The 25236-nt window shown below is 69.4% G+C and carries 20 protein-coding genes; 9 read left to right on the top strand and 11 right to left on the bottom strand.

Annotated elements, in window-relative coordinates; all coding sequences use genetic code 11:
* Positions 1-149: 149 nt before the first annotated feature.
* Complete coding sequence (locus ACIBB8_RS10505) at positions 150-668, bottom strand: DUF4245 domain-containing protein (RefSeq protein ID WP_398950519.1); 519 nt, start codon at positions 666-668, stop codon at positions 150-152.
* 167 nt (positions 669-835) lie between these two features.
* Here ACIBB8_RS10505 and glpX point away from each other — a divergent pair, with 167 nt between their 5' ends.
* On the top strand, positions 836-1867 hold the full coding sequence (glpX, locus tag ACIBB8_RS10500) for a class II fructose-bisphosphatase (RefSeq protein ID WP_366694753.1): 1032 nt from the start codon (positions 836-838) through the stop codon (positions 1865-1867).
* Positions 1868-2058: 191 nt separating this feature from the next.
* On the opposite strand, the gene ACIBB8_RS10495 is transcribed toward glpX, so the two are convergent.
* Positions 2059-2430, bottom strand: a complete 372-nt coding sequence (locus ACIBB8_RS10495) for a WhiB family transcriptional regulator (RefSeq protein WP_398950516.1) — start codon at positions 2428-2430, stop codon at positions 2059-2061.
* Positions 2431-2598: 168 nt separating this feature from the next.
* Positions 2599-3273 (bottom strand): DUF1707 domain-containing protein, encoded by a 675-nt coding sequence (locus tag ACIBB8_RS10490; RefSeq protein WP_398950514.1) that lies wholly within the window; start codon positions 3271-3273, stop codon positions 2599-2601.
* A gap of 487 nt (positions 3274-3760) precedes the next feature.
* Here ACIBB8_RS10490 and ACIBB8_RS10485 point away from each other — a divergent pair, with 487 nt between their 5' ends.
* On the top strand, positions 3761-5437 hold the full coding sequence (locus ACIBB8_RS10485) for a fumarate hydratase (RefSeq protein WP_398950512.1): 1677 nt from the start codon (positions 3761-3763) through the stop codon (positions 5435-5437).
* A 110-nt stretch (positions 5438-5547) separates the two neighbouring features.
* Here the strand turns inward: ACIBB8_RS10485 and ACIBB8_RS10480 are convergent, their stop codons facing one another.
* Positions 5548-5868 (bottom strand): helix-turn-helix transcriptional regulator, encoded by a 321-nt coding sequence (locus ACIBB8_RS10480; protein ID WP_398950510.1) that lies wholly within the window; start codon positions 5866-5868, stop codon positions 5548-5550.
* A gap of 46 nt (positions 5869-5914) precedes the next feature.
* Positions 5915-7444 (bottom strand): ricin-type beta-trefoil lectin domain protein, encoded by a 1530-nt coding sequence (locus ACIBB8_RS10475; RefSeq protein ID WP_398950508.1) that lies wholly within the window; start codon positions 7442-7444, stop codon positions 5915-5917.
* Positions 7445-7550: 106 nt separating this feature from the next.
* Here ACIBB8_RS10475 and ACIBB8_RS10470 point away from each other — a divergent pair, with 106 nt between their 5' ends.
* From ACIBB8_RS10470 to ACIBB8_RS10455, 4 genes are all read left to right on the top strand, one after another.
* A complete protein-coding gene (locus ACIBB8_RS10470; RefSeq protein WP_398950507.1) occupies positions 7551-8975 on the top strand; it encodes a class II fumarate hydratase in 1425 nt (474 codons plus the stop codon).
* Between the two features lie 207 nt (positions 8976-9182).
* Positions 9183-9899: a DUF402 domain-containing protein gene (locus tag ACIBB8_RS10465; protein ID WP_398950505.1), complete on the top strand. Its 717-nt coding sequence runs from the start codon at positions 9183-9185 to the stop codon at positions 9897-9899.
* Positions 9900-10270: 371 nt separating this feature from the next.
* Positions 10271-12229 (top strand): SpoIIE family protein phosphatase, encoded by a 1959-nt coding sequence (locus ACIBB8_RS10460; protein WP_398950503.1) that lies wholly within the window; start codon positions 10271-10273, stop codon positions 12227-12229.
* A gap of 137 nt (positions 12230-12366) precedes the next feature.
* Positions 12367-13830 carry a catalase gene (locus ACIBB8_RS10455; protein ID WP_398950501.1) on the top strand — a complete coding sequence of 488 codons (1464 nt, stop codon included), beginning with the start codon at positions 12367-12369 and terminating at the stop codon, positions 13828-13830.
* Positions 13831-13962: 132 nt separating this feature from the next.
* On the opposite strand, the gene ACIBB8_RS10450 is transcribed toward ACIBB8_RS10455, so the two are convergent.
* Positions 13963-16242 (bottom strand): transglycosylase domain-containing protein, encoded by a 2280-nt coding sequence (locus ACIBB8_RS10450; RefSeq protein WP_398950499.1) that lies wholly within the window; start codon positions 16240-16242, stop codon positions 13963-13965.
* A 491-nt stretch (positions 16243-16733) separates the two neighbouring features.
* On the opposite strand from ACIBB8_RS10450, the gene ACIBB8_RS10445 reads away from it, so the two are divergent.
* On the top strand, positions 16734-17258 hold the full coding sequence (locus ACIBB8_RS10445) for a PadR family transcriptional regulator (RefSeq protein WP_398950497.1): 525 nt from the start codon (positions 16734-16736) through the stop codon (positions 17256-17258).
* A 256-nt stretch (positions 17259-17514) separates the two neighbouring features.
* Here the strand turns inward: ACIBB8_RS10445 and ACIBB8_RS10440 are convergent, their stop codons facing one another.
* Complete coding sequence (locus ACIBB8_RS10440; protein WP_398950495.1) at positions 17515-18474, bottom strand: hydrogen peroxide-inducible genes activator; 960 nt, start codon at positions 18472-18474, stop codon at positions 17515-17517.
* A 131-nt stretch (positions 18475-18605) separates the two neighbouring features.
* Here ACIBB8_RS10440 and ACIBB8_RS10435 point away from each other — a divergent pair, with 131 nt between their 5' ends.
* Complete coding sequence (locus ACIBB8_RS10435; protein ID WP_398950493.1) at positions 18606-19160, top strand: peroxiredoxin; 555 nt, start codon at positions 18606-18608, stop codon at positions 19158-19160.
* A gap of 12 nt (positions 19161-19172) precedes the next feature.
* A complete protein-coding gene (locus ACIBB8_RS10430; RefSeq protein ID WP_266982030.1) occupies positions 19173-19709 on the top strand; it encodes an alkyl hydroperoxide reductase in 537 nt (178 codons plus the stop codon).
* Between the two features lie 67 nt (positions 19710-19776).
* Here the strand turns inward: ACIBB8_RS10430 and ACIBB8_RS10425 are convergent, their stop codons facing one another.
* The 4 genes from ACIBB8_RS10425 to ACIBB8_RS10410 all read right to left on the bottom strand — a co-directional run bounded on the left by ACIBB8_RS10425 (position 19777) and on the right by ACIBB8_RS10410 (position 25083).
* Entirely contained in the window at positions 19777-21207 is a 1431-nt protein-coding gene (locus tag ACIBB8_RS10425; RefSeq protein ID WP_398950490.1) for an AI-2E family transporter, read from the bottom strand.
* Between the two features lie 134 nt (positions 21208-21341).
* Positions 21342-22043 carry a lytic transglycosylase domain-containing protein gene (locus ACIBB8_RS10420; RefSeq protein ID WP_398950487.1) on the bottom strand — a complete coding sequence of 234 codons (702 nt, stop codon included), beginning with the start codon at positions 22041-22043 and terminating at the stop codon, positions 21342-21344.
* A gap of 390 nt (positions 22044-22433) precedes the next feature.
* On the bottom strand, positions 22434-23756 hold the full coding sequence (locus ACIBB8_RS10415; protein WP_398950485.1) for a PhoH family protein: 1323 nt from the start codon (positions 23754-23756) through the stop codon (positions 22434-22436).
* 565 nt (positions 23757-24321) lie between these two features.
* Positions 24322-25083, bottom strand: coding sequence for an isoprenyl transferase (locus ACIBB8_RS10410; RefSeq protein ID WP_398950483.1), 762 nt, complete (start codon positions 25081-25083; stop codon positions 24322-24324).
* Between the last annotated feature and the right edge of the window lie 153 nt (positions 25084-25236).

Raw genomic sequence — 25236 nt, 5'->3', positions numbered from 1 at the left:
AGGCGTGTTCCCCGCGTCTGCCGGGTCACCCCACCCCGGAGTACCACACGCCGGATTGCCCATGCCGGCCCTTCCGGTGCGGGCCCCCGGAGCACGTGCTCCGGGGCCCCTCTCCGTACGGCCGCGTGCGGGCCCGGCCGGCTCGCGGCTCAGGACGTCCTGAGCGCGGCGGCCATCTCCGCCAGCCGCTCCGTCGACGCCGAACCGGTGACGACCGTGGTCGCGTCCTTGTCGTGGCGCACCAGGGCGTCGTACTTCGGGCCCTCCCAGCGCTGCCACGTCTCACCGGCGACCTGCTGCGTGCGCCCGGTGTTCCGCGCGTCCTGACTGACCTCGGACACGTACTTCTTCGCCGGGGACGTCGACTGCTCCACCGCGACGTACTTGCCGTCCGGGTCGAGGAAGCCCAGGTGCCAGCCGTTGTCCGCCTCGCGGTCGTAGCTGACCGAGGTCGGCTTCCAGTCCTTGGACAGGCCGGCCGGAGCAGCCACCGGGTACGGGGCCGCGCGCCTGGCCGTCACCAGCTCCACGCGGTAGTCGACCGCCTTGATCGGGTTGGCCTTGTCGTCGTGCGGGACGAAAATGTAAACGATCCCCGCAACGGCGGAGATCACCGCCATCGACAGGATCATGTCCCGCGCCGTCTGCTTGCCTCGCTTGCTTGCCACGGGTCCATGGTCGCATCAAGCCCGGCGGGGCCGGCCGAGGGGCAGGAGGACGTGGCACCCACCCCATCCTGCCGCTCATAAGTGACCCGGTCTGCTCATTTTGTCGACCTGGCGATAGAGTCAGAGGACCCTCTTCCGGTCGTCGTCGTACAGAAAGGTGCGCTCCGATGTCCGAGCATCATCTGCCGTCCCAGCTGGAGGTCTCCCCGGAGGCCCCCGACCGCAACCTGGCCCTGGAGCTGGTCCGGGTCACCGAGGCCGCCGCCATGGCCGCCGGGCGCTGGGTCGGCCGCGGCGACAAGATCGGCGCCGACGGCGCCGCCGTGAAGGCCATGCGCACCCTCGTCTCGACCGTCTCGATGAACGGCGTCGTCGTCATCGGTGAGGGCGAGAAGGACGAAGCCCCCATGCTGTTCAACGGCGAGCGGGTCGGTGACGGCACCGGCCCCGAGGTCGACATCGCCGTGGACCCGATCGACGGTACGACCCTGAACGCCAAGGGCATGCCGAACGCGATCGCCGTGCTGGCCGCCGCCGACCGCGGTGCCATGTTCGACCCGTCCGCGGTCTTCTACATGGACAAGCTGGTCACCGGCCCCGAGGCCGCCGACTTCGTCGACATCAATGCGCCCGTCGCGGTGAACATCCGCCGGGTCGCGAAGGCGAAGAACTCCGCCCCCGAGGACGTCACCGTCGTCGTCCTGGACCGCCCTCGCCACGAGGGCATCGTCAAGGAGATCCGGGAGACCGGCGCCCGCATCAAGTTCATCACCGACGGCGATGTCGCCGGCTCGATCATGGCCGCCCGCGAGGGCACCGGCGTCGATCTGCTGATGGGCATCGGCGGCACCCCCGAGGGCATCATCTCGGCGTGCGCCATAAAGTGCCTCGGCGGTGTCATCCAGGGCAAGCTCTGGCCGAAGGACGAGGCCGAGCGGCAGCGCGCGCTGGACGCCGGGCACGACCTGGACCGGGTGCTGTCCACGGACGACCTGGTCAGCGGCGACAACGTGTTCTTCGTCGCGACCGGCATCACGGACGGTGAGCTGATGCGCGGCGTGCGGTACCGCAGCGAGACGGCGACCACCGAGTCGATCGTGATGCGGTCCAAGTCCGGCACGATCCGGAAGATCGACTCGACCCACCGGCTGTCGAAGCTGCGCGCCTACAGCGCGATCGACTTCGACCGCGCGAAGTAGACCGCGCCAGTGCCGTGACCGGCGATGTGCGCCCGGCCGGAGAACGTGAAGAGGCGCCCCCATGTGCGGTGGGGGCGCCTCTCCGTGTCGACGGCGGGCGGGGGTGGCTCGGCGCCGTCCGGGGAGCCGAGCCACCCCGTCCCGTGGAGCCGCTCGTCGCGTCCCGCGAGGCCCCCTTCGGTCCGCTCCGGTCAGCCGGCTGCGGCGATGTGGCCGGCCGAGGCAGCGGCCTTGAGCTCCATCTCGCGCCGCCTGCGGCGGGCGAGCACCACACGGCGTTCGGCGGCGGTGAGGCCGCCCCACACTCCGTACGGTTCGGGCTGCACCAAGGCGTGTTCCCGGCACTCGATCATCACCGGACAGCGCGCACAGACCCGCTTCGCGGACTCCTCTCGTGACAGTCGGGCAGCAGTCGGCTCCTTCGACGGGGCGAAGAACAGCCCGGCTTCGTCCCGGCGGCACACCGCCTCCGAGTGCCAGGGGTCGGCCTCGCCCTCCCGAGCAGGGGTGCGCTGGGCGGGGACGGCGGCGACCTGCAGGGGCTGATGCGGCAGTTGCAGCACGGTCTACTCCTGACGACGGCTTCGCGAGCGAGAGACGATGCAGCAGTCCCTACCCGCTGTGCGTGCGCCTATGCACTGAGTGGCACCGAGTTCCGGGCGGCGAAATCGTGGTCGATCGGAAAATTGGCCTGATTGGACACGGTGCGGACCGGCGCGGCTTGCCGTGGTTCAGTGGCCGAGGTGTTTGCGCAGCCTGTTGTGAAGATCCGCAATCAGCTTCCCGCGCTTCGGCTTCGCCTCGACGCTTCCGAAGACCGAATAGCCGTTGACGATGACCACGGGTGCTTCAGGGTCCGCGGATTCCAGTGTGACCACTTCGAAATTACCGAAGACGCCCGTCCCACTGCCGCGCAGCGAGATGTTCTCCGGGACCTTGATCTCGACACTTCCGAAGATGGACGTCGCGTTGATGACGGTGAGTCTCTGACCGAAAAGCGCCTCGGTCAGATCGATCTCCACGCTGCCGAAGAGCGCGAACGCGTTCGTGCGGCCGCCGACGCGCCAACGGCCCTTGCGGGTGGAGCTGCTGAAGATCGCCACCATGTTGTCGGCCGGGCCGGTGGGGGCCTGGGGGCCGTACGCGTACGGAGCGGCGGACGACGGCACGGCACTCCCGCCGGATGTCGGCAGATCCCGTACCAGCGGTTCGAGTTCACCGACGGTCTTGGCCCGGTAGACCGCGTCGACCCGCTCGGCATGCTCCTCGGCGGTCAGCCGGCCCTCGGCCATGGCATCGCGCAGGATGTCCGCGATCCGGTCGCGGTCCGCGTCGGAGGCACGGATACCCGCGGGCGCGGTTTGCGCCGGGGCGGCGGGCTGCTGGGGGTGCTTTTCGAGGTCCACCGGCCAAGCGTACCCAAACGCGATAGATCGCGACCAGGGCGTGTTTCGAAAGGAGCATCGTCCGCCCGCAGGGCGGGCGATGCGGCGCCCGGTGCGTGCGATCGCGAGGCGGAGGGTCGCCCCGATACTGGGCGGCGCATCGGGGCGAGCCCGACATCGCAGCGAGCGTGCGCGCCAGACGCCGCCTGGCAGGCGGGACTTCCGGAACACGCCCTGCAGCCTCTCCGTCCGATCGGGCCGGATCAGGGAACGGCCCGCCGCCACGTGACGACGCCACAGATGTACGCGCTGGACCCCGCAGGCCCGGCAGGTCCGAAAGGGCGACCCCGGGACACATGGCGGGCGGATCGGGGAGTCGCGCCCGCCGCACCGCGGGCGGCGGCGCGCGTTCGACTGAGCCTTACCTCACAGCTTCGGCACCCTTGCGGCGTTCTACCCTGGTGGGTGCGCTGTCCAAGGGAGGCCAGCCGCTGTCGCCGAGTGAGGAATGGCCGTAATGCCAGAGTTTGCGTACTCCGATCTGCTCCCTCTGGGAGAGGACACCACGCCGTACCGGCTGGTGACCGCCGACGGCGTCTCGACCTTCGAGGCCGACGGCCGTACGTTCCTCAAGGTCGAGCCGGAGGCGCTGCGCACGCTGGCCGCCGAGGCGATGCACGACATCTCGCACTACCTGCGCCCCGCTCACCTGGCACAGCTGCGACGGATCGTCGACGACCCCGAGGCGTCGTCCAACGACAAGTTCGTGGCGCTCGACCTGCTGAAGAACGCCAACATCGCCGCCGCGGGCGTCCTCCCCATGTGCCAGGACACCGGCACCGCGATCGTCATGGGCAAGCGCGGGCAGAACGTGCTGACGTCGGGTGGTGACGAAGAGGCGCTCTCGCGCGGCATCTTCGACGCGTACACCAAGCTCAACCTGCGCTACTCGCAGATGGCTCCGCTCACCATGTGGGAGGAGAAGAACACCGGCTCGAACCTCCCGGCCCAGATCGAGCTGTACGCCACCGACGGCGGCGCCTACAAGTTCCTCTTCATGGCGAAGGGCGGCGGCTCGGCCAACAAGTCGTTCCTCTTCCAGGAGACGAAGGCCGTCCTGAACGAGGCCTCCATGATGAAGTTCCTGGAGGAGAAGATCCGTTCGCTGGGAACCGCGGCCTGCCCGCCGTACCACCTGGCGATCGTTGTCGGCGGCACGTCGGCCGAGTTCGCGCTCAAGACCGCGAAGTACGCCTCCGCCCACTACCTGGACGAGCTGCCCGCCGAGGGCTCGCCCACGGGTCACGGCTTCCGGGACAAGGAGCTGGAGGAGAAGGTCTTCGAGCTGACGCAGAAGATCGGGATCGGCGCGCAGTTCGGCGGCAAGTACTTCTGCCACGACGTGCGCGTGGTGCGGCTGCCCCGGCACGGTGCCTCGCTGCCCGTGGCGATCGCCGTGTCCTGCTCCGCTGACCGTCAGGCCACCGCGAAGATCACCGCCGAGGGTGTGTTCCTGGAGCAGCTGGAGAAGGACCCGGCGCGCTTCCTGCCGGACACCACGGACGAGCACCTGGACGAGTCGGGTGACGTCGTCAGGATCGACCTGAACCGGCCGATGGACGACATCCTCGCCGAGCTGACCAAGTACCCGGTCAAGACCCGCCTTTCGCTGACCGGCCCGCTGGTCGTGGCGCGCGACATCGCGCACGCCAAGATCAAGGAGCGGCTGGACGGGGGCGAGGAGATGCCGCAGTACCTGAAGGACCACCCGGTGTACTACGCGGGTCCGGCGAAGACGCCCGAGGGGTACGCCTCGGGTTCCTTCGGCCCGACGACGGCCGGGCGCATGGACAGCTATGTCGCGCAGTTCCAGGCGGCGGGCGGCTCCAAGGTGATGCTCGCCAAGGGCAACCGGTCCAAGCAGGTCACCGACGCGTGCGAGGCGCACGGCGGTTTCTACCTCGGCTCGATCGGCGGCCCGGCGGCGCGCCTCGCCCAGGACTGCATCAAGAAGGTCGAGGTCGTCGAGTACGAGGAGCTCGGCATGGAGGCGGTCTGGAAGATCGAGGTCGAGGACTTCCCGGCGTTCGTCGTCGTCGACGACAAGGGCAACGACTTCTTCACCGAGCCCGCTCCGGCGCCGACGTTCACCAGCATTCCGGTGCGCGGTCCCGGTCTCGCCTGACCGGAAGGACTCGGCCCGCTTCGGGGGCGTCACGGTTTCGGCCGGGGCGCCCTCGCGGTCCGTCCGTGACGGATCCGGCGCCCGGCCGCCGTGCGTCCGCGCCCCGTCGTTCAGCTGTCGAGCAGTCCTGACGTGGCGAGCGGATGGCCCAGCTGGGCGCGGCTGTTGCTGCCCAGTTGTTCCGAGACCGTCCGCATGTGCTCGGCGACGCTGCGGCGGCTCATGCCGAGCCTGCGGGCGATCGACGCGTCCGTCTCGCCGCCGACCACCGCCGGCAGAATGGTGCGCTGGAGGTCGGACGTGATGGCCGGGGAGCGCCGTGGCGCGTCCTTGGGCGGATCGGGACGGAGCGGGACCAGGCGGACGGTCCGGGGTATCTGGCCGCCGTACTGGGAGCATTCGTGAGCGAGACCGCGAGCCGGTGAGCACAACGGGGCAGGGCGACCGCATCCGGCGGCTGCCCTGCCCCGTCGGGCGTTACGCGAAGCGCTGCTTCGCCGTCCCGTCGCACGCCTGCAGCTTCAGCGGGTCCTTGGCCGCCGCCAGCGTCAGACACAGGCCGGTCGACGCCGCCGGGCGCACGGTGCCCGACTGCCTGACGAACTGTTGGTTGGCCGCGCCCGAGCAGTTCCACAGGATGACCGTGGCGCCCGCCCGGTAGTCGGCGCCCGGCACATCGAGGCACCGGTCGTGGCTCAGCTCCGCGTGGATGCTCTTGTCGGCGGTGTCGTACCACCAGCCCTGGTTGCGGCCGCCGTGGCAGTCCCAGCCGCCGATCGGGGTGTTGTTACGGGTCACCGAGGCGGGGACGTCCACGCAAGTGCCGGTGGCCTCGTTCTTGAGGGGCTTGAAGAGTGAGTCCCAGGCGGCCGGCTCCAGGACCGGCTTTCCGGTGCTGGCCGGGTCGGCGCAGCTCGCCTCGCGCAGACCGGAGTTGTAGATCTGGGTCAGGCACGACGCGAAGGCCGCGTGCCCACGCGCGTTGGGGTGGAAGGACTGCCGGACGGAGTTGGAGTCCCACGGAAGCTGCGAGAGGTCGATGTAGAGACCGCGGGCCCAGGTGGACTCGCTGCAGACCTCGTGGCCGTGGAAGAGACGGGAGTTGTCGAGGTAGACGGCGCCGGTGTCGGCGGCGGCCTGCCGCATCCCGCGCTCGAAGGCGGGGACGGCGACGTTCCGGCCCCAGGCGGCGTCGGAGTCGTATCCGGCGCAGCCGCCGGGAAGCTTGCCGGGGAAGTTCGGGTTGTCGTAGAAGTCCGGGCCGATCGGGCTCGGATAGCCCATGACCACGAGCTTGTAGTCGCTGCTCGTGTAGCCGGCGTCGGACATGACGGTCTTCAGGTCGCGGACGGTCTTCTCGACCTTGGGGACAAGTCCGTCGACACGGGCCTGCCAGCCGCCCTCGTACTTCGGCTGGCAGGTGCCCTGGGAGAGCACCCAGCGCTGGACGCAGTCCGTCATGACCGGGCCGAACTGGAGGTCGTCATTGGCGCCGGCCACGAGCACGATCATCTTGATACGGGTGTTGCGCGCCTTGATGGCGAGGTTGTCGCTCTGCACGAGCTCGTCGGCGTACTGCTTCGAGCCGCCGATGACGATGTTGCCGGTGTACGCGCCGGAGCAGGAGACGTTGTACGTGACGTCGGCCGGGATCCCGGTCTGGTGGATCGCGGAGTCGGGCGAGCGGTGGCACCAGTTGTCGGGACCGTTCGTCCCCGCCTCGTACGTCCCGACGCCCTCGCCCGAAATCTCGCTGTCGCCGAGCGAGATCAGCCCGGTCTTGCGGTCGGCGAGCGGGCGCTCGGCCGGGCTCCCGTACAGCTGGGTGGCTTCGGCGGCGCGGATGGCCTCCAGCTCGGGCGGGAGGGGGGTCGATGCGGTAGTGGTGGTACCGGACCGGTCTGCCGCGCCTGCCTGTCCGGCGGCAGCGGTCATGCCGCCGAACGCCGCCGCCATGGCCGCGGCGGCCGCGACCGTACGGCGAAGTCTGTGCCTGGTGCGCCTCATTGCGCCTCCCCTGGTTGTGGTTACCCCCGGTATTTACTGGTCGGTAGGCGACTTGGGAATAGATAGAACAAGACAAGTGCTCAGCTTTTTCAGGAGGTTGAACCCCATGGACGACGCACAGGTCCCGGCGAACAGCGGCACAGCCGGAGAGAACTACCGCATCGAGCACGACTCGATGGGCGAGGTGAAGGTCCCCGCGGATGCCCGGTGGCGGGCTCAGACGCAGCGCGCCGTGCAGAACTTCCCGATCTCCGGCCAGCGCCTGGAGCGGGCCCATATCGAGGCCCTGGCCCGGATCAAGGCGGCCGCGGCGAAGGTCAACGCCGAGCTGAAGGTGCTCGACCCGGACATCGCCGCCGCGATCCAGGACGCGGCCGCCGAGGTCGCCGAGGGCCGCTGGGACGCGCACTTCCCCATCGATGTCTTCCAGACCGGGTCCGGCACGTCCTCCAACATGAACACCAATGAGGTCGTGGCCACCCTCGCCGGCGAACGCCTCGGCCGCGACGTCCACCCCAACGACCACGTCAACGCCTCGCAGTCGTCCAACGACGTCTTCCCGTCCTCCATCCACATCGCCGCGACCGCAGCCGTCACCGGCGAGCTGATCCCGGCACTGGATCATCTGGCGGCCGCCCTGGAGCGCAAGTCCGTCGAGTTCGCGGCGGTCGTGAAGTCGGGACGTACCCACCTGATGGACGCCACGCCGGTGACGCTGGGCCAGGAGTTCGGCGGCTACGCGGCGCAGATCCGGTACGGCATCGAGCGGCTGTACGCATCACTGCCGCGCCTCGCCGAGCTGCCGCTGGGCGGCACGGCCGTCGGCACCGGCATCAACACCCCACCCGGCTTCTCCGCCGCCGTGATCGCCGAGGTCGCCCGCGTCACCGGACTGCCGTTCACCGAGGCCCGTGACCACTTCGAGGCGCAGGGCGCAAGGGACGGGCTCGTCGAGACGTCCGGCCAGCTCCGTACGATCGCCGTCTCGCTCACCAAGATCTCCAACGATCTGCGCTGGATGGCCTCCGGGCCGCGCACCGGATTGGCCGAGATCAGCCTTCCCGACCTCCAGCCGGGCTCGTCGATCATGCCGGGGAAAGTGAATCCGGTCATTCCTGAGGCCGTGCTGATGGTGGCGGCCCAGGTGATGGGGAACGACGCGACGGTCGCCGTCGCGGGCGCTGCGGGCAATTTCGAACTCAATGTCATGCTTCCGGTCATCGCGAAGAATCTGCTGGAGTCCGTCCGGCTGCTGTCCAACGTCTCCCGGCTGCTGGCGGACCGCACCGTCGACGGCATCACCGCCAACGTGGAGCGGGCCAGGGAGTACGCGGAGTCCTCGCCGTCCGTCGTCACACCGCTGAACAAGTACATCGGCTACGAGGAGGCGGCGAAGGTCGCCAAGAAGGCGCTCGCCGAGCGGCGGACGATCCGCGAAGTGGTGCTGGACTCGGGGTACGTGGAGCGCGGCGATCTCACGGTGGAACAGCTCGACGAGGCACTCGACGTGTTGCGTATGACCCGCCCGTGACGTGGATCGCGGCGGCCGGGCGGGCGCATCCCTAAGAGTGCCCGGCGGTAGGCAGCGCGGGTGAAGGAGCGGGGCTGGGGTGCGTGCGTCGCAAGGCGGAGGATTGAGCCAACGCGGAGCGTTGGTGATTGACGACAACGCCGCGAGGTGCGTGCGCCGGCCCCGCGACGCCGCGAAGCCTACTGCCGGGCACTCTAAGATCGCTCCATGGCAGGTACCGGAGACAGCGAACCCGGAGAGGTCGAGCCCCAGGAGACCACGTACTGGGCGCCGGGTGATCAGATTCTGTGGCGCTACCGCGGCAACGGTCCGTTGTCGCCGGGCCGCGCCCACCGCCCGGTCCACATCTGCCGGCCCGTCACCGTGGTCCAGGAAACCGCCGAGTTGCTCGCCGTGTGGATGGCACCCGGCACCGAATGTGTGAAGCCGGTCCTCGCCGACGGCACCAGTGTGCACGCCGAGCCGCTCGTCACCCGGTACACCGCGCCCCGTACCACCGCCCGTTCGATCTGGTTCGGCACGGGCGTGCTCAAGCTCGCCCGGCCCGGCGAACCCTGGTCGGTCTGGCTGTTCTGGGACCGCGGCTGGAGCTTTCGCAACTGGTACGTGAACCTGGAGGAACCGCGCACCCGCTGGGCGGGCGGCATCGACTCCGAGGATCACTTCCTGGACATCGCCGTCAACCCCGACCGCAGCTGGCGCTGGCTGGACGAGGACGAGTTCGCGCAGGCGCAGCGGGTCGGGCTGATGAACCGGGACACCGCGCGGCGGGTACGGGAGGCGGGCCGTGCGGCCGTCCGCGTGATCGACGCGTGGGGGGCGCCGTTCCGGGACGGCTGGGAGAACTGGCGGCCCGATCCGCGGTGGCGGGTACCCGTGCTGCCGGATGACTGGGACCGTACGCCCTCGCATATGCCGTCGTGAGACCCTTGATGCACCCCAGGGGGGCAAACGTAGGATCGTCCTCCGGAGGGCTGCTCCGCTTCAACCGGCGGGCGCGGCGCAGGACCTGACCGCAAGTCATCGCACGAGTTGCACGACCTTCATGAGCCGCATCGGTTGCATGAGCAGCAAGAACCGCATGGACCACGACGAGGGGGTGGAGACGTGCACGCTGTCCGCCGCCCACGCGCCAGAAACGTTGTCACCTGCACACCTCGCAGGCATACGGTTTCGGCCTCGCCGAGCGGGGCACGCGATGACAGCCGTTGTCATCGCCGCTCCTGCCAGGGCACAGTGGCGCCCCACAAGGTGATTGCCTCATACAACCGGCCCGGACGGACGGAACCCCACGCGTGACGGAGCACCCCACCTCCCACGAAGGCCGGCAGCCTCTCGCCGCCCGGTCGCAGGAACGCGCCCGGCCGCGGCAGCAGGATGCCGCGCCTGCTGCCGCAGCGATCCCGGGGCCGGCCCCGGCGCCCGGCTCCGGCTCGAATCCCACGACGGTTCCCGGCCCCGCCGGCGCACCGAACCCGGCGACCGTGCCGAGCGCCGCCGCGGCCGGACCGGACCCGCAGGCGGTGTCCCGCCGCGAGGGCGACCGGCTGCGCTTCGTGGGCGCCGCGACCCGCCGGATCGCCCGCGGCATAGACCTGGACGAGATCGTCCTGGGGCTGTGCCGAGCCAGCGTGCCGACGTTCTCCGACGCCATACTCGTCTACCTCCGCGACCCGCTCCCGGTCGGTGACGAGCGTCCCGCCACCCCGTTCGTGCTGCGGCTGCGCCGGTCCGACCGGCTGCGTTTAAGCGACGACGAATCCGATGCCTCACCCTCCGCGGAGGGCGAGCGGCTGCGGCTGCCCGCCCTCGACCCGCACGCCGATCTGATGCCCGCGGCCGAGCTCTGCGAGGTCCGGGCGGGCGGCGCGCTGGCCGAGGTGCTGCGCGGCGTACGGCCCGTCTTCGGTGACTCCGCGACGGCCCGCGTCGCCCTGCCCGAGCTGCTCGGCGCCGGGCGCACCGTACCCTCCGGCCACCGGGCGATCCTCGCCCCGCTGCGCGGCCGCCGGAGGGTGATCGGTGCTGCCGTCTTCCTACGCGGGACCGAGCGGCCTCCCTTCGAGGCCAACGATCTGCTGGTCGCCGCCCAGCTGGCGACGCATACCGCGCTCGGCATCGACAAGGCCGTGTTGTACGGGCGCGAGGCCTACATCGCCGACGAGCTGCAGCGCACCATGCTGCCCGACTCGCTGCCGCAGCCCACCGGTGTCCGGCTCGCCTCCCGCTACCTCCCGGCCGCCGAGACCGCCCGGGTCGGCGGCGACTGGTACGACGCGATTCCGCTGCCCGGCAGCCGGGTCGCCCTGGTCGTCGGCGACGTCATGGGCCACTCCATGACCTCCGCGGCGATCATGGGGCAGCTGCGTACCACCGCGCAGACCCTCGCCGGGCTCGACCTGCCGCCGCAGGAGGTCCTCCACCACCTCGACGAGCAGGCGCAGCGGCTCGGCAGCGACCGCATGGCGACCTGCCTGTACGCGGTCTACGACCCGGTCGCGCACCGGATCACCGTCGCCAACGCCGGGCACCCGCCGCCCGTCCTGCTTCACCTGGGCGGCCGCGCCGAGGTGCTCCGGGTGCCGCCCGGTGCCCCGATCGGCGTCGGCGGGGTCGACTTCGAGGCGGTCGAACTGGACGCGCCCTCGGGCGCCACGCTGCTGCTGTACACCGACGGTCTGGTGGAGTCCCGGCTGCGGGACGTCTGGACCGGGATCGAGCAGCTGCGCGAGCGGCTCGCCGCCACCGCCCGGCTCACCGGACCGGACCACTCGCCGCCGCTGGAGGCGCTCTGCGACGACGTGCTCGACATGCTCGGCCCCGGCGACCGGGACGACGACATCGCGCTGCTCGCCGCCCGCTTCGACGGGATCGCGCCGAGCGATGTCGCGTACTGGTTCCTGGAACCGGAGGACTCCGCCCCCGGACGGGCCCGCCGGCTGGCCCGCAGGGCGCTCAGCCGGTGGGGGCTGGACGAGCTCTCGGACTCGGTGGAGCTGCTGGTCAGCGAGGTGGTCACCAATGCCGTGCGGTACGCGGAGCGGCCGGTCACGCTGCGGCTGCTGCGGACCGACATCCTGCGCTGCGAGGTCGGTGACGACGCCCCGCAGCTGCCCCGGCAGCGCCGGGCGCGCGACATGGACGAGGGCGGCCGCGGACTGTTCCTGGTGAACCGGCTGGCCAGGCGGTGGGGGGCGACCCGGCTGTCGACCGGCAAGGTCGTCTGGTTCGAGATGCCGGCCCGGAACCAGTAACAGCACCTCGCCACACTTGGACAAGTCGGGACGATCTCCACATGTTGCCATCCTCCCGTCGTCGGAGTTGACTTCAGTCGTGACCGGGCGCCGCCTGGACGATTTGACCGACACCCCGCACCGACGGGAGGACGCTCGTGTCCGAGGAAACCAAGAACACTCCTTACACCACGAACAACGCCGGTATCCCGGTGGAGAGCGACGAACATTCGCTCACTGTCGGATCCGACGGGCCGATCCTGCTCCAGGACCACTACCTCATCGAGAAGATGGCCCAGTTCAACCGCGAACGGGTCCCCGAACGGGTGGTGCACGCCAAGGGCTCCGGGGCCTACGGCACCTTCGTCGTGACCAACGACGTCAGTCAGTTCACCAAGGCGGACCTCTTCCAACCGGGCAAGCAGACCGCCATGCTCGCCCGATTCTCCACGGTCGCCGGCGAACAGGGCTCCCCCGACACCTGGCGCGACCCACGGGGCTTCGCGCTGAAGTTCTACACCGAGCAGGGCAACTACGACATGGTCGGCAACAACACGCCGATCTTCTTCGTCCGGGACCCGATGAAGTTCCAGGACTTCATCCGCTCGCAGAAGCGCCGCCCGGAGAGCGGGATGCGCGACCACGACATGCAGTGGGACTTCTGGACCCTCTCCCCCGAGTCCGCGCACATGGTGACGTGGCTGATGGGCGACCGGGGCATCCCGAAGACGTACCGCAACATGAACGGTTACAGCTCGCACGCCTATATGTGGGTGAACGCGGGTGGCGAGCGGTTCTGGATCAAGTACCACTTCAAGACCGACCAGGGCATCGACTTCTACACCCAGGCCGATGCCGACGAGATCGCCGGTATCGACGGCGACGTCCACCGCCGCGACCTGTTCGAGTCGATCAAGCGCGGTGATCACCCGAGCTGGACGCTGTACGTCCAGGTGATGCCGTTCGACGACGCACCGGACTACCGGTTCAACCCGTTCGACCTGACCAAGGTGTGGCCGCACGGCGACTACCCGCTGATCGAGGTCGGCCGGATGACGCTGAACGAGAACCCCGAGGACTTCTTCGTCCACATCGAGCAGGCGTCCTTCGAGCCGTCGAACCTGGTGCCCGGCATCGGTCCGTCGCCCGACAAGATGCTGCTCGGCCGGCTCTTCTCGTACCCCGACACCCACCGGTACCGGATCGGCCCGAACTACGCGCAGCTGCCCCCGAACCGGCCCCGCTTCGGCCGGAACTCGTACGCGAAGGACGGCCCGATGCGGTACGAGCCGGCGCGCACGGGAGCGGTCTACGCACCGAACTCGTACGGCGGACCGGCCGCGGACACCGAGCGCTTCGGCGACCCGGCGGGCTGGGCCACGGCGGGCGAGATGGTCCACGAGGCGTACAAGCTGCACCGCGAGGACGACGACTGGGGCCAGGCGGGCACCATGGTCCGCAAGGTGCTCGACGACGCGGCGCGCGAGCGGCTCGTGTCGAACATTTCCGGCCATCTCCTGGACGGTGTGAGCCGCCCGGTCCTGGAACGGGCGCTGCAGTACTGGCGCAACGTGGACAAGGACCTCGGCGACCGGGTCGCCAAGGAGGTCAACGGCGACTGACCGCGCACGCCGGACACACGGCTAACGGCATCCCCCGCTGTCGGGAGCCCACTCCCTACCGCGGGGGAGGCCGTAAGGGTGCCGCGGAGCGTATCCGTGGCACCCTTCGCCGTGTCCGCCGGGTGAGCCGCGTCAGCCCTGCGAGCGGCTGTTCTGCCTGCCGTCCGCCGGTTTCAGCGGGACTTGGGCGCTGTCCGTCGGGTCCGGGACGGTCGGCGGCCCGCTCGACGTGTCGCCCGAGGGCGTCGGGTCGGACGACGTCGACGGGGGCGGACTGTCCGCCGGCGGCTCGGAGGACGGTGCCGCGCTGGACGGCTCGCCCGACGGGCTGGCCGACTCCGACGGCTGCCCGCTCGGGCTCGGCGAGGTCGAGGTCGGCGGCGGCGGCGCCACGGCCGCACCCATGTTCGTGTCGAGGTCGAAGGTGCTGGTCCCGCCCATCACCTGGAACGTGTAGTCCGCCCAGATCTCGGCCGGGAAGCCACCGCCGTTGACGCGGCCGCCGCCCGCGGCGCCCTTCAGGGTGACCTGCGCACCCTTCTGGATCTGGTTGCCGTCGGCCCCCTTGTGGGACTCGGCGGCCTCACCGAAGAGACCGACCGAGGTGACGAGCTTCGGGGTGTAGCCGGTGAACCAGGCCGACTTGTTGTTGTCCGAGGTGCCCGTCTTGCCGGCCACCTGCTGGCCGCCGCGGCCCGGGGCGTCGCGCACCGAGACTCGGGCCGTGCCGTCGTCGACCACGCCGGTCAGCACCGAGGTCACCGAGTCCGCGGCCTGGCGGCTGATCACCTGCTCGCCGATCGGGTCGGGCAGCGCGATCGGGACGCCCTGCCGGGAGGCGGACTTCACGATCGACGGCGTGACCTTCTTGCCGTGGTTGTCGAGCGTCGCGTAGATCCCGGCCATCTCCATGGGGCTCGCGCCCATCGAGCCGAGGGTCTGCGCAGGCACGACCGGCAGGCCCTCCACGTTCATGCCGAGCTTGCCCGCGGTCTCCATCACCTTGTCCATGTGGACGTCCACGCCCATCTGCGCGAAGACGGAGTTGATGGACTTGTTCATCGCCGTCTGGACGGTGACCGGGCCATAGTTCGCGTTGTCCTCGTTGGGCGGCGCGAAGGCGATGTCACTGCCCTGGACCGGGCGCCGGCTGTTGCCGTCGTACCGGGTGTTGGCGGTGATCGGCTGCCCGTCCTGCGTCCGGGCCTCCTGGTCGAGCGCCGCGGCGAGGATGATCGGCTTGAAGGTGGAGGCGGGCTGGTAGTCGCGCCGGGTGGCATTGGAGAAGTAGTGCTCGGTCAGCCCGGTGCCGCCGTACAGGGCGACGACCGCGCCGGTCTTCGGATCCACCGAGACCGCGCCGGCCTGCACGTCCTTGTCGACGCTGCGGCCCTTCGTGTCGAGCTTGCTGGTCAGCCTGGCGTTGACCGACTGCTCCAGCTGCTTCTGCTTCTTCTTGTCGATGTTGACCGTGATGGTCCAGCCGCCCGCGTCGAACTGCGCGTCGCTGAGGTGCTCCTGCTTCTGCACCACGGCCCGCGCCGCGTTGACGATGTAGCCCTTCTGGCCGGTGAGACCGTCCGGGGGCTTGGGGGCGTGCGGCACCGGGAAGGTCAGCCCCTGGCGCTTGCCGGCGTCCAGCCAGTGCTCGCCGACCATGTTGTTCAGTACGTAGTTCCAGCGTTCCTTGACCAGTCGCTTGCCCGTGGGCGTGGCGACGGCCCAGTCGTACTGGCTCGGCGCCTGGAGCAGCGCGGCAAGGTAGGCGCCCTCGGCGACGTCCAGGTCCCGGGCGTCCTTGCCGTAGTACGCCTGCGCGGCGGCCTGGATGCCGTAGGCGCCGCGACCGTAGTAGCTGGTGTTGATGTACCCGGCGAGGATGTCGTTCTTGCTCGTCTTCTGGTCGACCTTGAGGGAGATCACCAGCTCCTTGAGCTTGCGGGTGATCGTCTGGTCCTGGTCCAGGTAGTAGTTCTTGACGTACTGCTGGGTGATGGTCGAGCCACCCTGCTTGCCCTTGCCGGACAAGGTGTTGATCAGACCGCGCGCGGTGCCCTTGAAGTCGACGCCCTGGTCCGTGTAGAAGGACTTGTTCTCGGCGGCGACGAAGGTCCGCTGTACCTCCTTGGGGACCTCGGAGAGATCCACGATCTCCCGGTTGACCTCGCCGGTACGGGCCAGCACGGTGCCGTCGGGGTACTTGTAGACGTTGCTCTGGAGCTTGGCCTGGGCGTTGCCCTCGGGTATGTCCACCATCATGTAGAGCACGACGAACGCGCCCATGCCGAGCAGGCAGAACCCGAAGAAGGTGCCCAGCAGTTTCTTCCACGTGAAGAGTCTGCGTATGCCGCCGCTCTTCGTAGCCCGTCGCGCACCGCGCTGCTGGGCTCGTCGCGCATCCGCTCGACCCATCGCTGTCTTGCTCCCTGTTTCTCTGCTCGCCCGGATCCCCCCTCGGCCCAGCCAGCTAACACTGTCGGTGGGGACAAAAAGCAAGAGATCCAGCCCTTTGCGGACGTGACAATCAGCACCCGCTCCTTAGGGAACCGACTCACGAGAGGTGCGCAAGGTTGCGAGGACAGCTAATCCGCGAGCAGATTGCTAGTACTTTTAACCAGACAAACAGGGCGATTCCATGACCACCCACCCCTCTTCGCGCACCGACCCGTGCCCCACGATGCCGGAACCCGTCAGCAATCCGATGGTCGCGCGGCGCGGAGACCGGGCGGCGCAGCCGGTGCTCGATACGGACACCCTGTACCAGGTCCTGGTCGCCCGGCACTCGAGGACCGGGACCGAGTGGCCGGCGGCGCGCGGTTCCGGAAAGGGGTACGGGACGGCTCCCGGGCCGGCCCGGGATCAGGTATACACCCTAGGTATACATGCAGCGTATAGTGTGGGACATGTCTATCGGCCACACCCTGCTGGGACTCCTGGAGTCCGGCCCCCGCCACGGCTACGACCTCAAGCGCACGTTCGACGAGAAGTTCGGCCACGACCGCCCCCTGCACTACGGGCAGGTCTACTCGACCATGTCCCGGCTCCTCAAGAACGGCCTCGTCGAGGTCGACGGCATCGAGAGCGGCGGCGGCCCCGAGCGCAAGCGGTACGCCATCACCGAGGCCGGGATCACCGATGTCTCGGCCTGGCTCGCCCAGCCCGAGAAGCCGGAGCCGTATCTCCAGTCGACGCTCTACACCAAGGTCGTCCTGGCCCTGCTCACCGGCCGCAGCGCCGCAGATCTGCTGGACGCCCAGCGCTCCGAGCACCTGCGCCTGATGCGTATCCTCACCGACCGCAAGCGCAAGGGCGACCTGGCCGACCAGCTGATCTGCGACCACGCGCTGTTCCACCTCGAAGCCGACCTCCGCTGGCTGGAACTGACCGCCGCGCGACTTGGCCAGCTCGCGAAGGCAGTGAACCCGTGACCCCCGCCGGTTCCCCGCTGCACTGCCTCGCCGAGATCGTCACCCCGACCGCGGCACGATCACCTACGCGGGCCGCGAGTGGTGGCGGTTCCTGCCGATGATCGGCGCGGGTGCCGGGCTGATCCTGCTGGTCACTCTGGTCTCACCGCCTGCCCTGTGGCGCCTGATGTGGCCGGATGGTCTCCGTACCGAGTGAGGGACGCGGGGGCGTGGTTCCTCCGGGAGGACGGACCACGCCCCGCGTTCGTGAGCGGCATTAGGTGTCCGTGGCCACCCGTACGGGCAGCGCCCGCATCGCCTCACGCAACGCGGCGGCGAACTCCTCGAACTCGCCCCGTCGGGCCGCACCTGTCCGCATGCCCAGCGCCACCCGCCGCGACGGCGCGGGCTCCGCGAAGTACCCAGTGGTCAGCGCGTCGTTGCGGGCGGTCTCGACGGTCACGGCGGTACGCGGCAGCAGTGTCACCCCGAGTCCGCCCGCGACCAGCTGCACCAGCGTGGAAAGCCCGGCCGCGGTCGTGGTGACCGGCGCCCCCTCCGTACGGCCCGCCTCCCGGCAGATGTCGAGGGCCTGGTCGCGCAGGCAGTGCCCCTCGTCGAGCAGCAGCAACGGCAGTTCGCGCAGCGCCTCGCGTGGAATGTCGGCGCGCCCGCCCAGCCAGTGGCTGCGCTCCATGACCAGCACGAAGTCCTCGTCGAAAAGCGGGAGTTCGGTCACCTGCGGCACCCCGAGAGGTACGGCGAGCAGCAGCAGGTCCAGCCGTCCGGCGGCCAGCCCCTCCAGCAGCGACGATGTCTGTTCCTCGTGCACCTGGAGGTCGAGCTCCGGGTAGCGGTCGTGGACCAGCCGCAGCACGGCCGGCAGCAGATACGGGGCGACGGTCGGGATCACACCGAGTCTGAGCACTCCGGTGAACGGTGCCCGGACCGCCTCGGCCTCCTCCATCAGCTCGCCCACGGCTTCCAGCACGACCCGGGCCCGCACCGCGAGCCGTTCCCCGGCGGGCGAGAGCAGTACCTTGCGCGTCGTACGCTCGATGAGCTGGACACCGAGCGTCTCCTCCAGCGCGGACACGGCTCCGGAGAGCGCGGGCTGACTCATCCCGATTGCTGCCGCCGCATCCCTGAAGTGCAGATGTTCGGCCACGGCCGCGAAGGCGCGCAGCTGCGACAGGCTGGGCTGTTTGGGGCGATTGCCCTGGTTGCTCTGCGCCACTGATAGGCACCTCCGATCATCACGAACAAGTGTAGCTATTTCCGCGATCAATGCCCTCTGTGTCATGGTGGACACCGTCCAACCCTCAGGAACTCCCACAAAAGGGAATTCCTACGCTGCAAGGAGTGCGCGTGCTCACTGTCGGTGACAAGTTCCCCGAGTTCGACCTGACTGCTTGTGTTTCGCTGGAGAGCGGCAAGGAGTTCGAGCAGATCAACCACAAGACCTACGAGGGCAAGTGGAAGATCGTCTTCGCGTGGCCGAAGGACTTCACCTTCGTGTGCCCCACCGAGATCGCCGCCTTCGGCAAGCTGAACGACGAGTTCGCCGACCGTGACGCCCAGATCCTCGGCTTCTCCGGTGACTCCGAGTTCGTGCACCACGCCTGGCGCAAGGACCACCCGGACCTGACCGACCTGCCTTTCCCGATGATGGCCGACTCGAAGCACGAGCTCATGCGTGACCTCGGCATCGAGGGCGAGGACGGCTTCGCGCAGCGCGCCGTCTTCATCGTCGACCCGAACAACGAGATCCAGTTCACGATGGTGACCGCCGGTTCCGTGGGCCGTAACCCCAAGGAGGTCCTCCGGGTCCTCGACGCCCTGCAGACCGACGAGCTGTGCCCGTGCAACTGGACCAAGGGCGAGAACACCCTGGACCCGGTCGCGCTCCTCGCCGGCGAGTGAGCTGACACCGACATGGCACTCGACGAACTGAAGGCCGCTGTTCCGGACTTCGCCAAGGACCTGAAGCTGAACCTCGGTTCGGTCATCGGGAACAGCGAGCTCCCGCAGCAGCAGCTGTGGGGCACCGTCCTCGCCTGCGCGATCGCCTCGCGCTCGCCGAAGGTGCTGCGCGAGCTGGAGCCGGAGGCCAAGGCCAACCTCTCCGCCGAGGCGTACACCGCGGCGAAGTCGGCGGCGGCCATCATGGCGATGAACAACGTCTTCTACCGGACCCGGCACCTGCTGTCGGACCCCGAGTACGGGACGCTCCGTGCGGGTCTGCGGATGAACGTCATCGGCAAGCCGGGCGTGGAGAAGGTCGACTTCGAACTGTGGTCGCTCGCCGTCTCCGCGATCAACGGCTGCGGCCAGTGTCTGGACTCCCACGAGCAGGTGCTGCGCAAGGCCGGCGTGGACCGTGAGACCATTCAGGAAGCCGTCAAGATCGCCTCGGTGATCCAGGCGGTCGGCGTCACCCTCGAAGCCGAGGCCGTGCTCGCCGAGCAGTAACAGCAGCACCCCTGATACGAGAAGGGCCCCGAGGACGACCGACCGTCCTCGGGGCCCTTCTTTTGCCCTACTCCGTCGCCGGCTGTGCCGCTTCCATATCGGCGTCGCCGTCGCCGTGGTCCTTGGGTGGCGGTCCCGGCGCCCGGGTCGGGGCGACGCCGTCGGCCGAGGCGCCGCGCGGCTGCGGTGCGTGCCGCAGCACCTGCTCCTCCCCGTACGCCCGCAGATAGCCGACCACCGTGTTGGTGACGGCGACCAGCGGCACCGCGACGACCGCACCGCCGATGCCCGCGATCATGCCGCCCGCGGCGACCGAGAGGACGACGGCGAGCGGGTGGACGCGTACCGCACGGCCGAGGATGAACGGCTGCAGCACATGGCCCTCGATCTGCTGCACGGCCAGCACCACGACGAGCACCATCAGCGCGGTGAACACGCCCTCGGTGACCAGCGCGACGACCACCGCGAGCGCTCCGGAGATCACCGCGCCGACGAGCGGGATGAAGGCGAAGAGGAAGATGAAGACGGCGAGTGGCACTGCCATCGGCACATCGAGGAACCAGATGCCGAGCCCGATGAATATCGCGTCGATCAGGGCGACCAGCACCGTGCCCCGCACATAGGCGGTCAGCGTCCGCCAGGCACGTGGCCCGGCGCCCGCGACACCCGGCCGTGCCTGAGCGGGCACCAGCTTCAGCACCCAGTGCCAGATGCGCTTCCCGTCGTACAGCAGGAAGAGCGTCGAGAACATCGCCAGCAGCATCCCGGTGAGGAGCTCCACCATCACGGTGACGCCCTGGAGTCCGGCGGAGGTTATCTCCTCGGTGTTGGTGCCGATGGTGTCGCTGAGATTCTTCGCGACATCGTTGATCTGCTGCTCGGTGACGTGGAAGGGGCTGTCGAGCAGCCATCGCTTCAACTCCTCGATACCGTCCCGCACCTTGTCGGAGAGAGTGTCGAGGTTGTCCATGACCTGCCAGACCACGAACCAGCCGACCAGGCCCATGATGACGAAGCCCAGTATCGCGGTGACGGCGGTGGCGAGACCGCGCGGCAGCCCGTAGCGCCGCAGCCGGGAGACGGTCGGCTGCAGCATCGCGGTGACGAGCAGCGCGGCGACGAACGCCAGGACCACCAGCTGTATGGCGCTGATGGCCTTCATCAGCACCCAGAGCGTGCCCGCGAGGACGAGCAGTCGCCAGCCGGCCTCGGCCGCGACGCGCATCCCCCAGGGGATCGCCGCGACCGGATCGGGGCGGGCGGCGACCGCGGGTGCGTAGGCGGGCGGCGCCGGGACCCGGCCGGGGGCGGTGGACCGGTCTTCGGCAGTGGACACCGCGGCGACGACCGCGACCGGGAGGTCGGCCTGCGCGTCCCTGTATCCCGCGATATCCCCCTCGGCCTCGGCCTCGGCCGCGGCGCGGCGTTCCTCCAGGCGGTCGCCCAGCTCGGTCAGTTCGGCTCCCAGCCGCCCGAGCCATCCTGGCAGTTTCGACATGAGTGTTTCTCTACCCCCGAGTTCTCTCCCCACCACTCCCCCCGGAGTCGTCCGGACGACGGTACACGCGCGAAGCCCCTCACCGTAGGACGGTGAGGGGCTTCGTCAGGTTGAGACCGGAACCTCGGAAGGTTCTAGTACCAGTGGTTCGCCTGCCAGAAGGACCAGGCGCCGCACGGGGAGCCGTAGCGGCCGTCCATGTAGCTGAGGCCCCACTTGATCTGGGTGGCCGGGTTGGTCTGCCAGTCGGCACCGGCGGACGACATCTTGGAACCGGGGAGCGCCTGGACGAGGCCGTAGGCACCGGAGGACGCGTTGGTCGCCCGGTAGTTCCAGCTCGACTCGTGGTTCACGATGTTGCTGAAGCACTGGTACTGGTCGCCGGGAATCATCTGGCGAGCCATCGCCTGGACCTGCGCCACGGTGTACGAGCTCTGCGTGGCGAAGGCGGAGGCGGAACGCACCTCGGACCGGCTGGCGCGCTCGGCGTCCGCCTTGGCCTGGCGCTCCTTCTCCAGCTTGTCCTCGGCCGCCTGCTTCTTCGACTGGGCATCCTTGGCGGCCTGCATGCGGGCCGCTTCTTCCGCGGACTTCTTCGCTGCCGCGTCGGCTGCGGACGCCTGGGCGTCCGCCTGCTGCGTCAGCGAGGCGGTCTGCACCTGGGCCTGCTGGCCCGCAGGGATGTCGGCGAGAAGCGTGGTGTCGGCTGCGGTCGCCTCGAAGTTGTTGTCGTCAGCAGCAGGAGTGCTGCCCGATGCAACGCCTACGACGGCGCCGACGGTGGTGACCGCAGTGGCAGATGCCACGGCGAACCCCCGGACCGAGATCCGGCTCACACGGTGTCCTTCCAGCATCGCCCGCTTAGGTGACCTCGCGGACGCAATCGTGCCCCTGGCACTGGCCTCCCTACTGCTTGGGTCACGGGAGGCACGGGCCCGGTGGGCAACTCCCCTGAAGGAGTGCCGCGTGGTGCTCGCGGGCGGCATACGGACGGCAATTGTTGAGTTGTCTGATGCGTGGCACCTCTGGAGGTGCGGGTGTGCCGTATGCGGGGCCTGACGGAAGCAAGACTCTGCCGGACCGGGCCACCGCGAAGCAATTCTCCGTTGCGTGTGAAAGCTCACACCTCGTTTGGTCGACGTGTTTTCCGGAAAAGGTGCCGCAGCACGATGCCGCCCGGCTAAGCTCTTTGGCTCGCCGAGCGGCATCAATGGTCGTATCCCGTATCAGATCTGGCCTTCCTCCAGCATTTCGGTCACCAGCGCGGCGATCTGCGAGCGCTCGGAACGGGTGAGCGTGACATGCGCGAAGAGCGGATGGCCCTTCAGCTTCTCGACCACGGCGACGACTCCGTCGTACCGGCCGACCCGGAGGTTGTCCCGCTGCGCCACGTCATGCGTGAGCACGACTCGGGAATTCGCCCCGATCCGGGACAACACGGTCAGCAGGACGTTCCGTTCGAGCGACTGCGCCTCGTCGACGATCACGAACGCGTCGTGGAGCGAGCGGCCCCGGATGTGGGTGAGCGGCAGCACCTCCAGCATCCCGCGCCCCAGTACCTCCTCGATCACCTCGCGCCCGGCGACCGCCGAGAGCGTGTCGAAGACGGCCTGCGCCCACGGGCTCATCTTCTCGGCCTCGGTGCCGGGGAGGTAGCCGAGCTCCTGGCCGCCGACCGCGTACAGCGGCCGGAAGACCATCACCTTCTGGTGCTGCCTCCGCTCCAGGACGGCCTCCAGACCGGCGCAGAGCGCCAGCGCCGACTTGCCGGTGCCGGCCCGGCCGCCGAGCGACACGATGCCGACGTCCTGGTCGAGCAGCAGGTCGAGAGCGATGCGCTGCTCGGCGCTGCGGCCATGGATCCCGAAGGCCTCCCGGTCGCCGCGGACGAGGCGCACATTGCCCTCGGCGGTGATCCGGCCGAGCGCCTTGCCGCGCTCGGACTGCAGGACCAGTCCGGTGTGCACGGGCAGGTCGGCGGCCTCGGGGACGTAGAGCGTCTCCTCTCCGAAGAGCAGATCCACCTGTTCGGCGGAGAGGGGCAGTTCCGACATGCCCGTCCAGCCGGAGTCGGTGACGGCGAGCTCGGCGCGGTACTCCTCCGCGAGGAGGCCGACCGAGGATGCCTTGATGCGTAGCGGCAGGTCCTTGGAGACGACCGTGACGTCGTATCCCTCGGCCTGGAGATTGCGCGCGACCGCGAGAATCCGTGAGTCGTTGTCCCCCAACCGGTAGCCGGCGGGCAGTACGCCGGGGTCGGAATGGTTGAGTTCGACGCGCAGCGTCCCGCCGAGATCCCCGAGCGGAATCGGGGCATCCAGCCGGCCGTAGCGGACCCGGAAGTCGTCCAGCAGGCGCAGGGCCTGCCGGGCGAAGTAGCCGAGTTCCGGATGGTGCCGTTTGGCCTCCAGTTCCGTGACCACGACGATCGGGAGCACGACTTCGTGCTCGTCGAACCGGGCCATGGCGTTCGGATCGGCCAGCAGGACGCTGGTGTCGAGAACATAGGTGCGCCTGTCGGGCATGCGGCGCTTTGTGCTGGTCACCACGGAAGGACGTACCCCCTCGGACGAGGTTGGGGTGCGACGGCGTCGCGGAGCATCCCAATGGGAGAGGACGGACCGGGCTGTGACCCTCTTGCACGGGCCGAGCGCTGGCCCTCCGCGTCAGCCGCACAGTATGTACGGTCCTTCGTGTGCAAAGGGCCTCCCGGGCGAGCAGACTCCATGCCGCTCACTTGGACACGACGTCCGCCTGGTTTTTGACCGGACGTCGACCTGTCAGGGGTATTCCCTCGAACACGCGAAGCCATGCCGCGCCGGGGGCGCGGGTGAGCCGGGAGTGGTGCCCTCGGGCACGTGGGTGCGGGTGTGGGCCGTCCAGGGACGGCTCCCCGGGCGCGCGGGTCCTGGCCCACCCGGCCAAGGGTTCCGTCCTCAACCGCCGGACAGGCTGTTTTCCGGAGCGGTCGCGAAACGCGGGCCCCGGCCGGGCACTCAGGCCCGTCCGGCGATTGAGGACGGAACCGATGCCGCCGAGGGCGGCAAGTGACGGCTCCGGGCACACAGGTCCAGGCCCAGCCGGCCGAAGGGTCCGTGGAGGGGACGGGCGGCGTCAGCCGCCGAAGCGTCGGCCTCGGGCGGCGTAGTCGCGCAGTGCGCGGAGGAAGTCGACCTTGCGGAAGGCCGGCCAGAAGACTTCGCAGAAGTAGTACTCGGAGTGCGCGCTCTGCCAGAGCATGAACCCGGACAGCCGCTGTTCGCCGCTCGTGCGGATCACCAGGTCCGGATCCGGCTGCCCCCGCGTGTAGAGGTGCTCCGAGATCAGGTCGGTGGAGACGATCTCCGCCAGGTCCTCGAAGGACGTCCCCTTGGACGAGTGGTCGAGCAGCAGCGACCGGACCGCGTCCGCGATCTCCTGCCGCCCGCCGTAGCCGACCGCGACATTGACCAGTATTCCGTCGACCCCGGACGTGGCCTGCTCGGCCTCCTTGAGGACGGTCTGCGTGTGCGCGGGCAGCAGGTCGAGGGTGCCGACGTGGTGGACGCGCCACCGGCCGTCCGCCGCCAGGCCGCGCACCGTGTTCTCGATGATGCCGAGGAGCGGCGTCAGCTCGGACTCGGGCCGGTCGAAGTTGTCCGTGGACAGCAGCCACAGGGTGACGACCTCGACATCGGTCTCACTGCACCAGCCGAGAAGCTCCTGGATCTTGTCCGCACCCGCCTGGTGCCCCTGCGCGGCCGTGCCGCCGGACGCCTTCGCCCAGCGCCGGTTGCCGTCGAGGATGACACCGATGTGCTTGGGCACCTGGGCGTGGTCGAGGCGGGCCTCCACCCGGCGTGCGTAGAGCCCGTACACCAGGTCGCGCAAGTTCACTGAGTTCACCTCTCGGTTCCGTGCGGGCCCTCCCGCCCCATTGCCCGGGGTCCGGGGTCGACCCCGTGGGGATCGTCGCACCGGTCCGCAGAGTCCGTAGCTCCGCCGTGCCGTGGCAGTCCCCGAGGCCGCCACATTACTGCGCAGGCACCG

This window comes from Streptomyces sp. NPDC051286, assembly GCF_044455345.1.
In the GTDB taxonomy this organism is placed as follows: Bacteria; Actinomycetota; Actinomycetes; order Streptomycetales; family Streptomycetaceae; genus Streptomyces.
Note: the sequence above shows the minus strand (reverse complement) of the source record. Positions and strands in the feature narration are given on the sequence as shown.

What these genes read in the sequence shown, in the direction of transcription:
- glpX (WP_366694753.1), top strand. Translation starts at nt 836, where the DNA reads ATGTCCGAGCATCATCTGCCGTCCCAGCTGGAGGTCTCCCCGGAGGCC.
- ACIBB8_RS10485 (WP_398950512.1), top strand. Translation starts at nt 3,761, where the DNA reads ATGGCCGTAATGCCAGAGTTTGCGTACTCCGATCTGCTCCCTCTGGGA.
- ACIBB8_RS10475 (WP_398950508.1), bottom strand. Translation starts at nt 7,444, where the DNA reads ATGAGGCGCACCAGGCACAGACTTCGCCGTACGGTCGCGGCCGCCGCG.
- ACIBB8_RS10470 (WP_398950507.1), top strand. Translation starts at nt 7,551, where the DNA reads ATGGACGACGCACAGGTCCCGGCGAACAGCGGCACAGCCGGAGAGAAC.
- ACIBB8_RS10465 (WP_398950505.1), top strand. Translation starts at nt 9,183, where the DNA reads ATGGCAGGTACCGGAGACAGCGAACCCGGAGAGGTCGAGCCCCAGGAG.
- ACIBB8_RS10450 (WP_398950499.1), bottom strand. Translation starts at nt 16,242, where the DNA reads ATGGGTCGAGCGGATGCGCGACGAGCCCAGCAGCGCGGTGCGCGACGG.
- ACIBB8_RS10445 (WP_398950497.1), top strand. Translation starts at nt 16,734, where the DNA reads ATGTCTATCGGCCACACCCTGCTGGGACTCCTGGAGTCCGGCCCCCGC.
- ACIBB8_RS10430 (WP_266982030.1), top strand. Translation starts at nt 19,173, where the DNA reads ATGGCACTCGACGAACTGAAGGCCGCTGTTCCGGACTTCGCCAAGGAC.
- ACIBB8_RS10425 (WP_398950490.1), bottom strand. Translation starts at nt 21,207, where the DNA reads ATGTCGAAACTGCCAGGATGGCTCGGGCGGCTGGGAGCCGAACTGACC.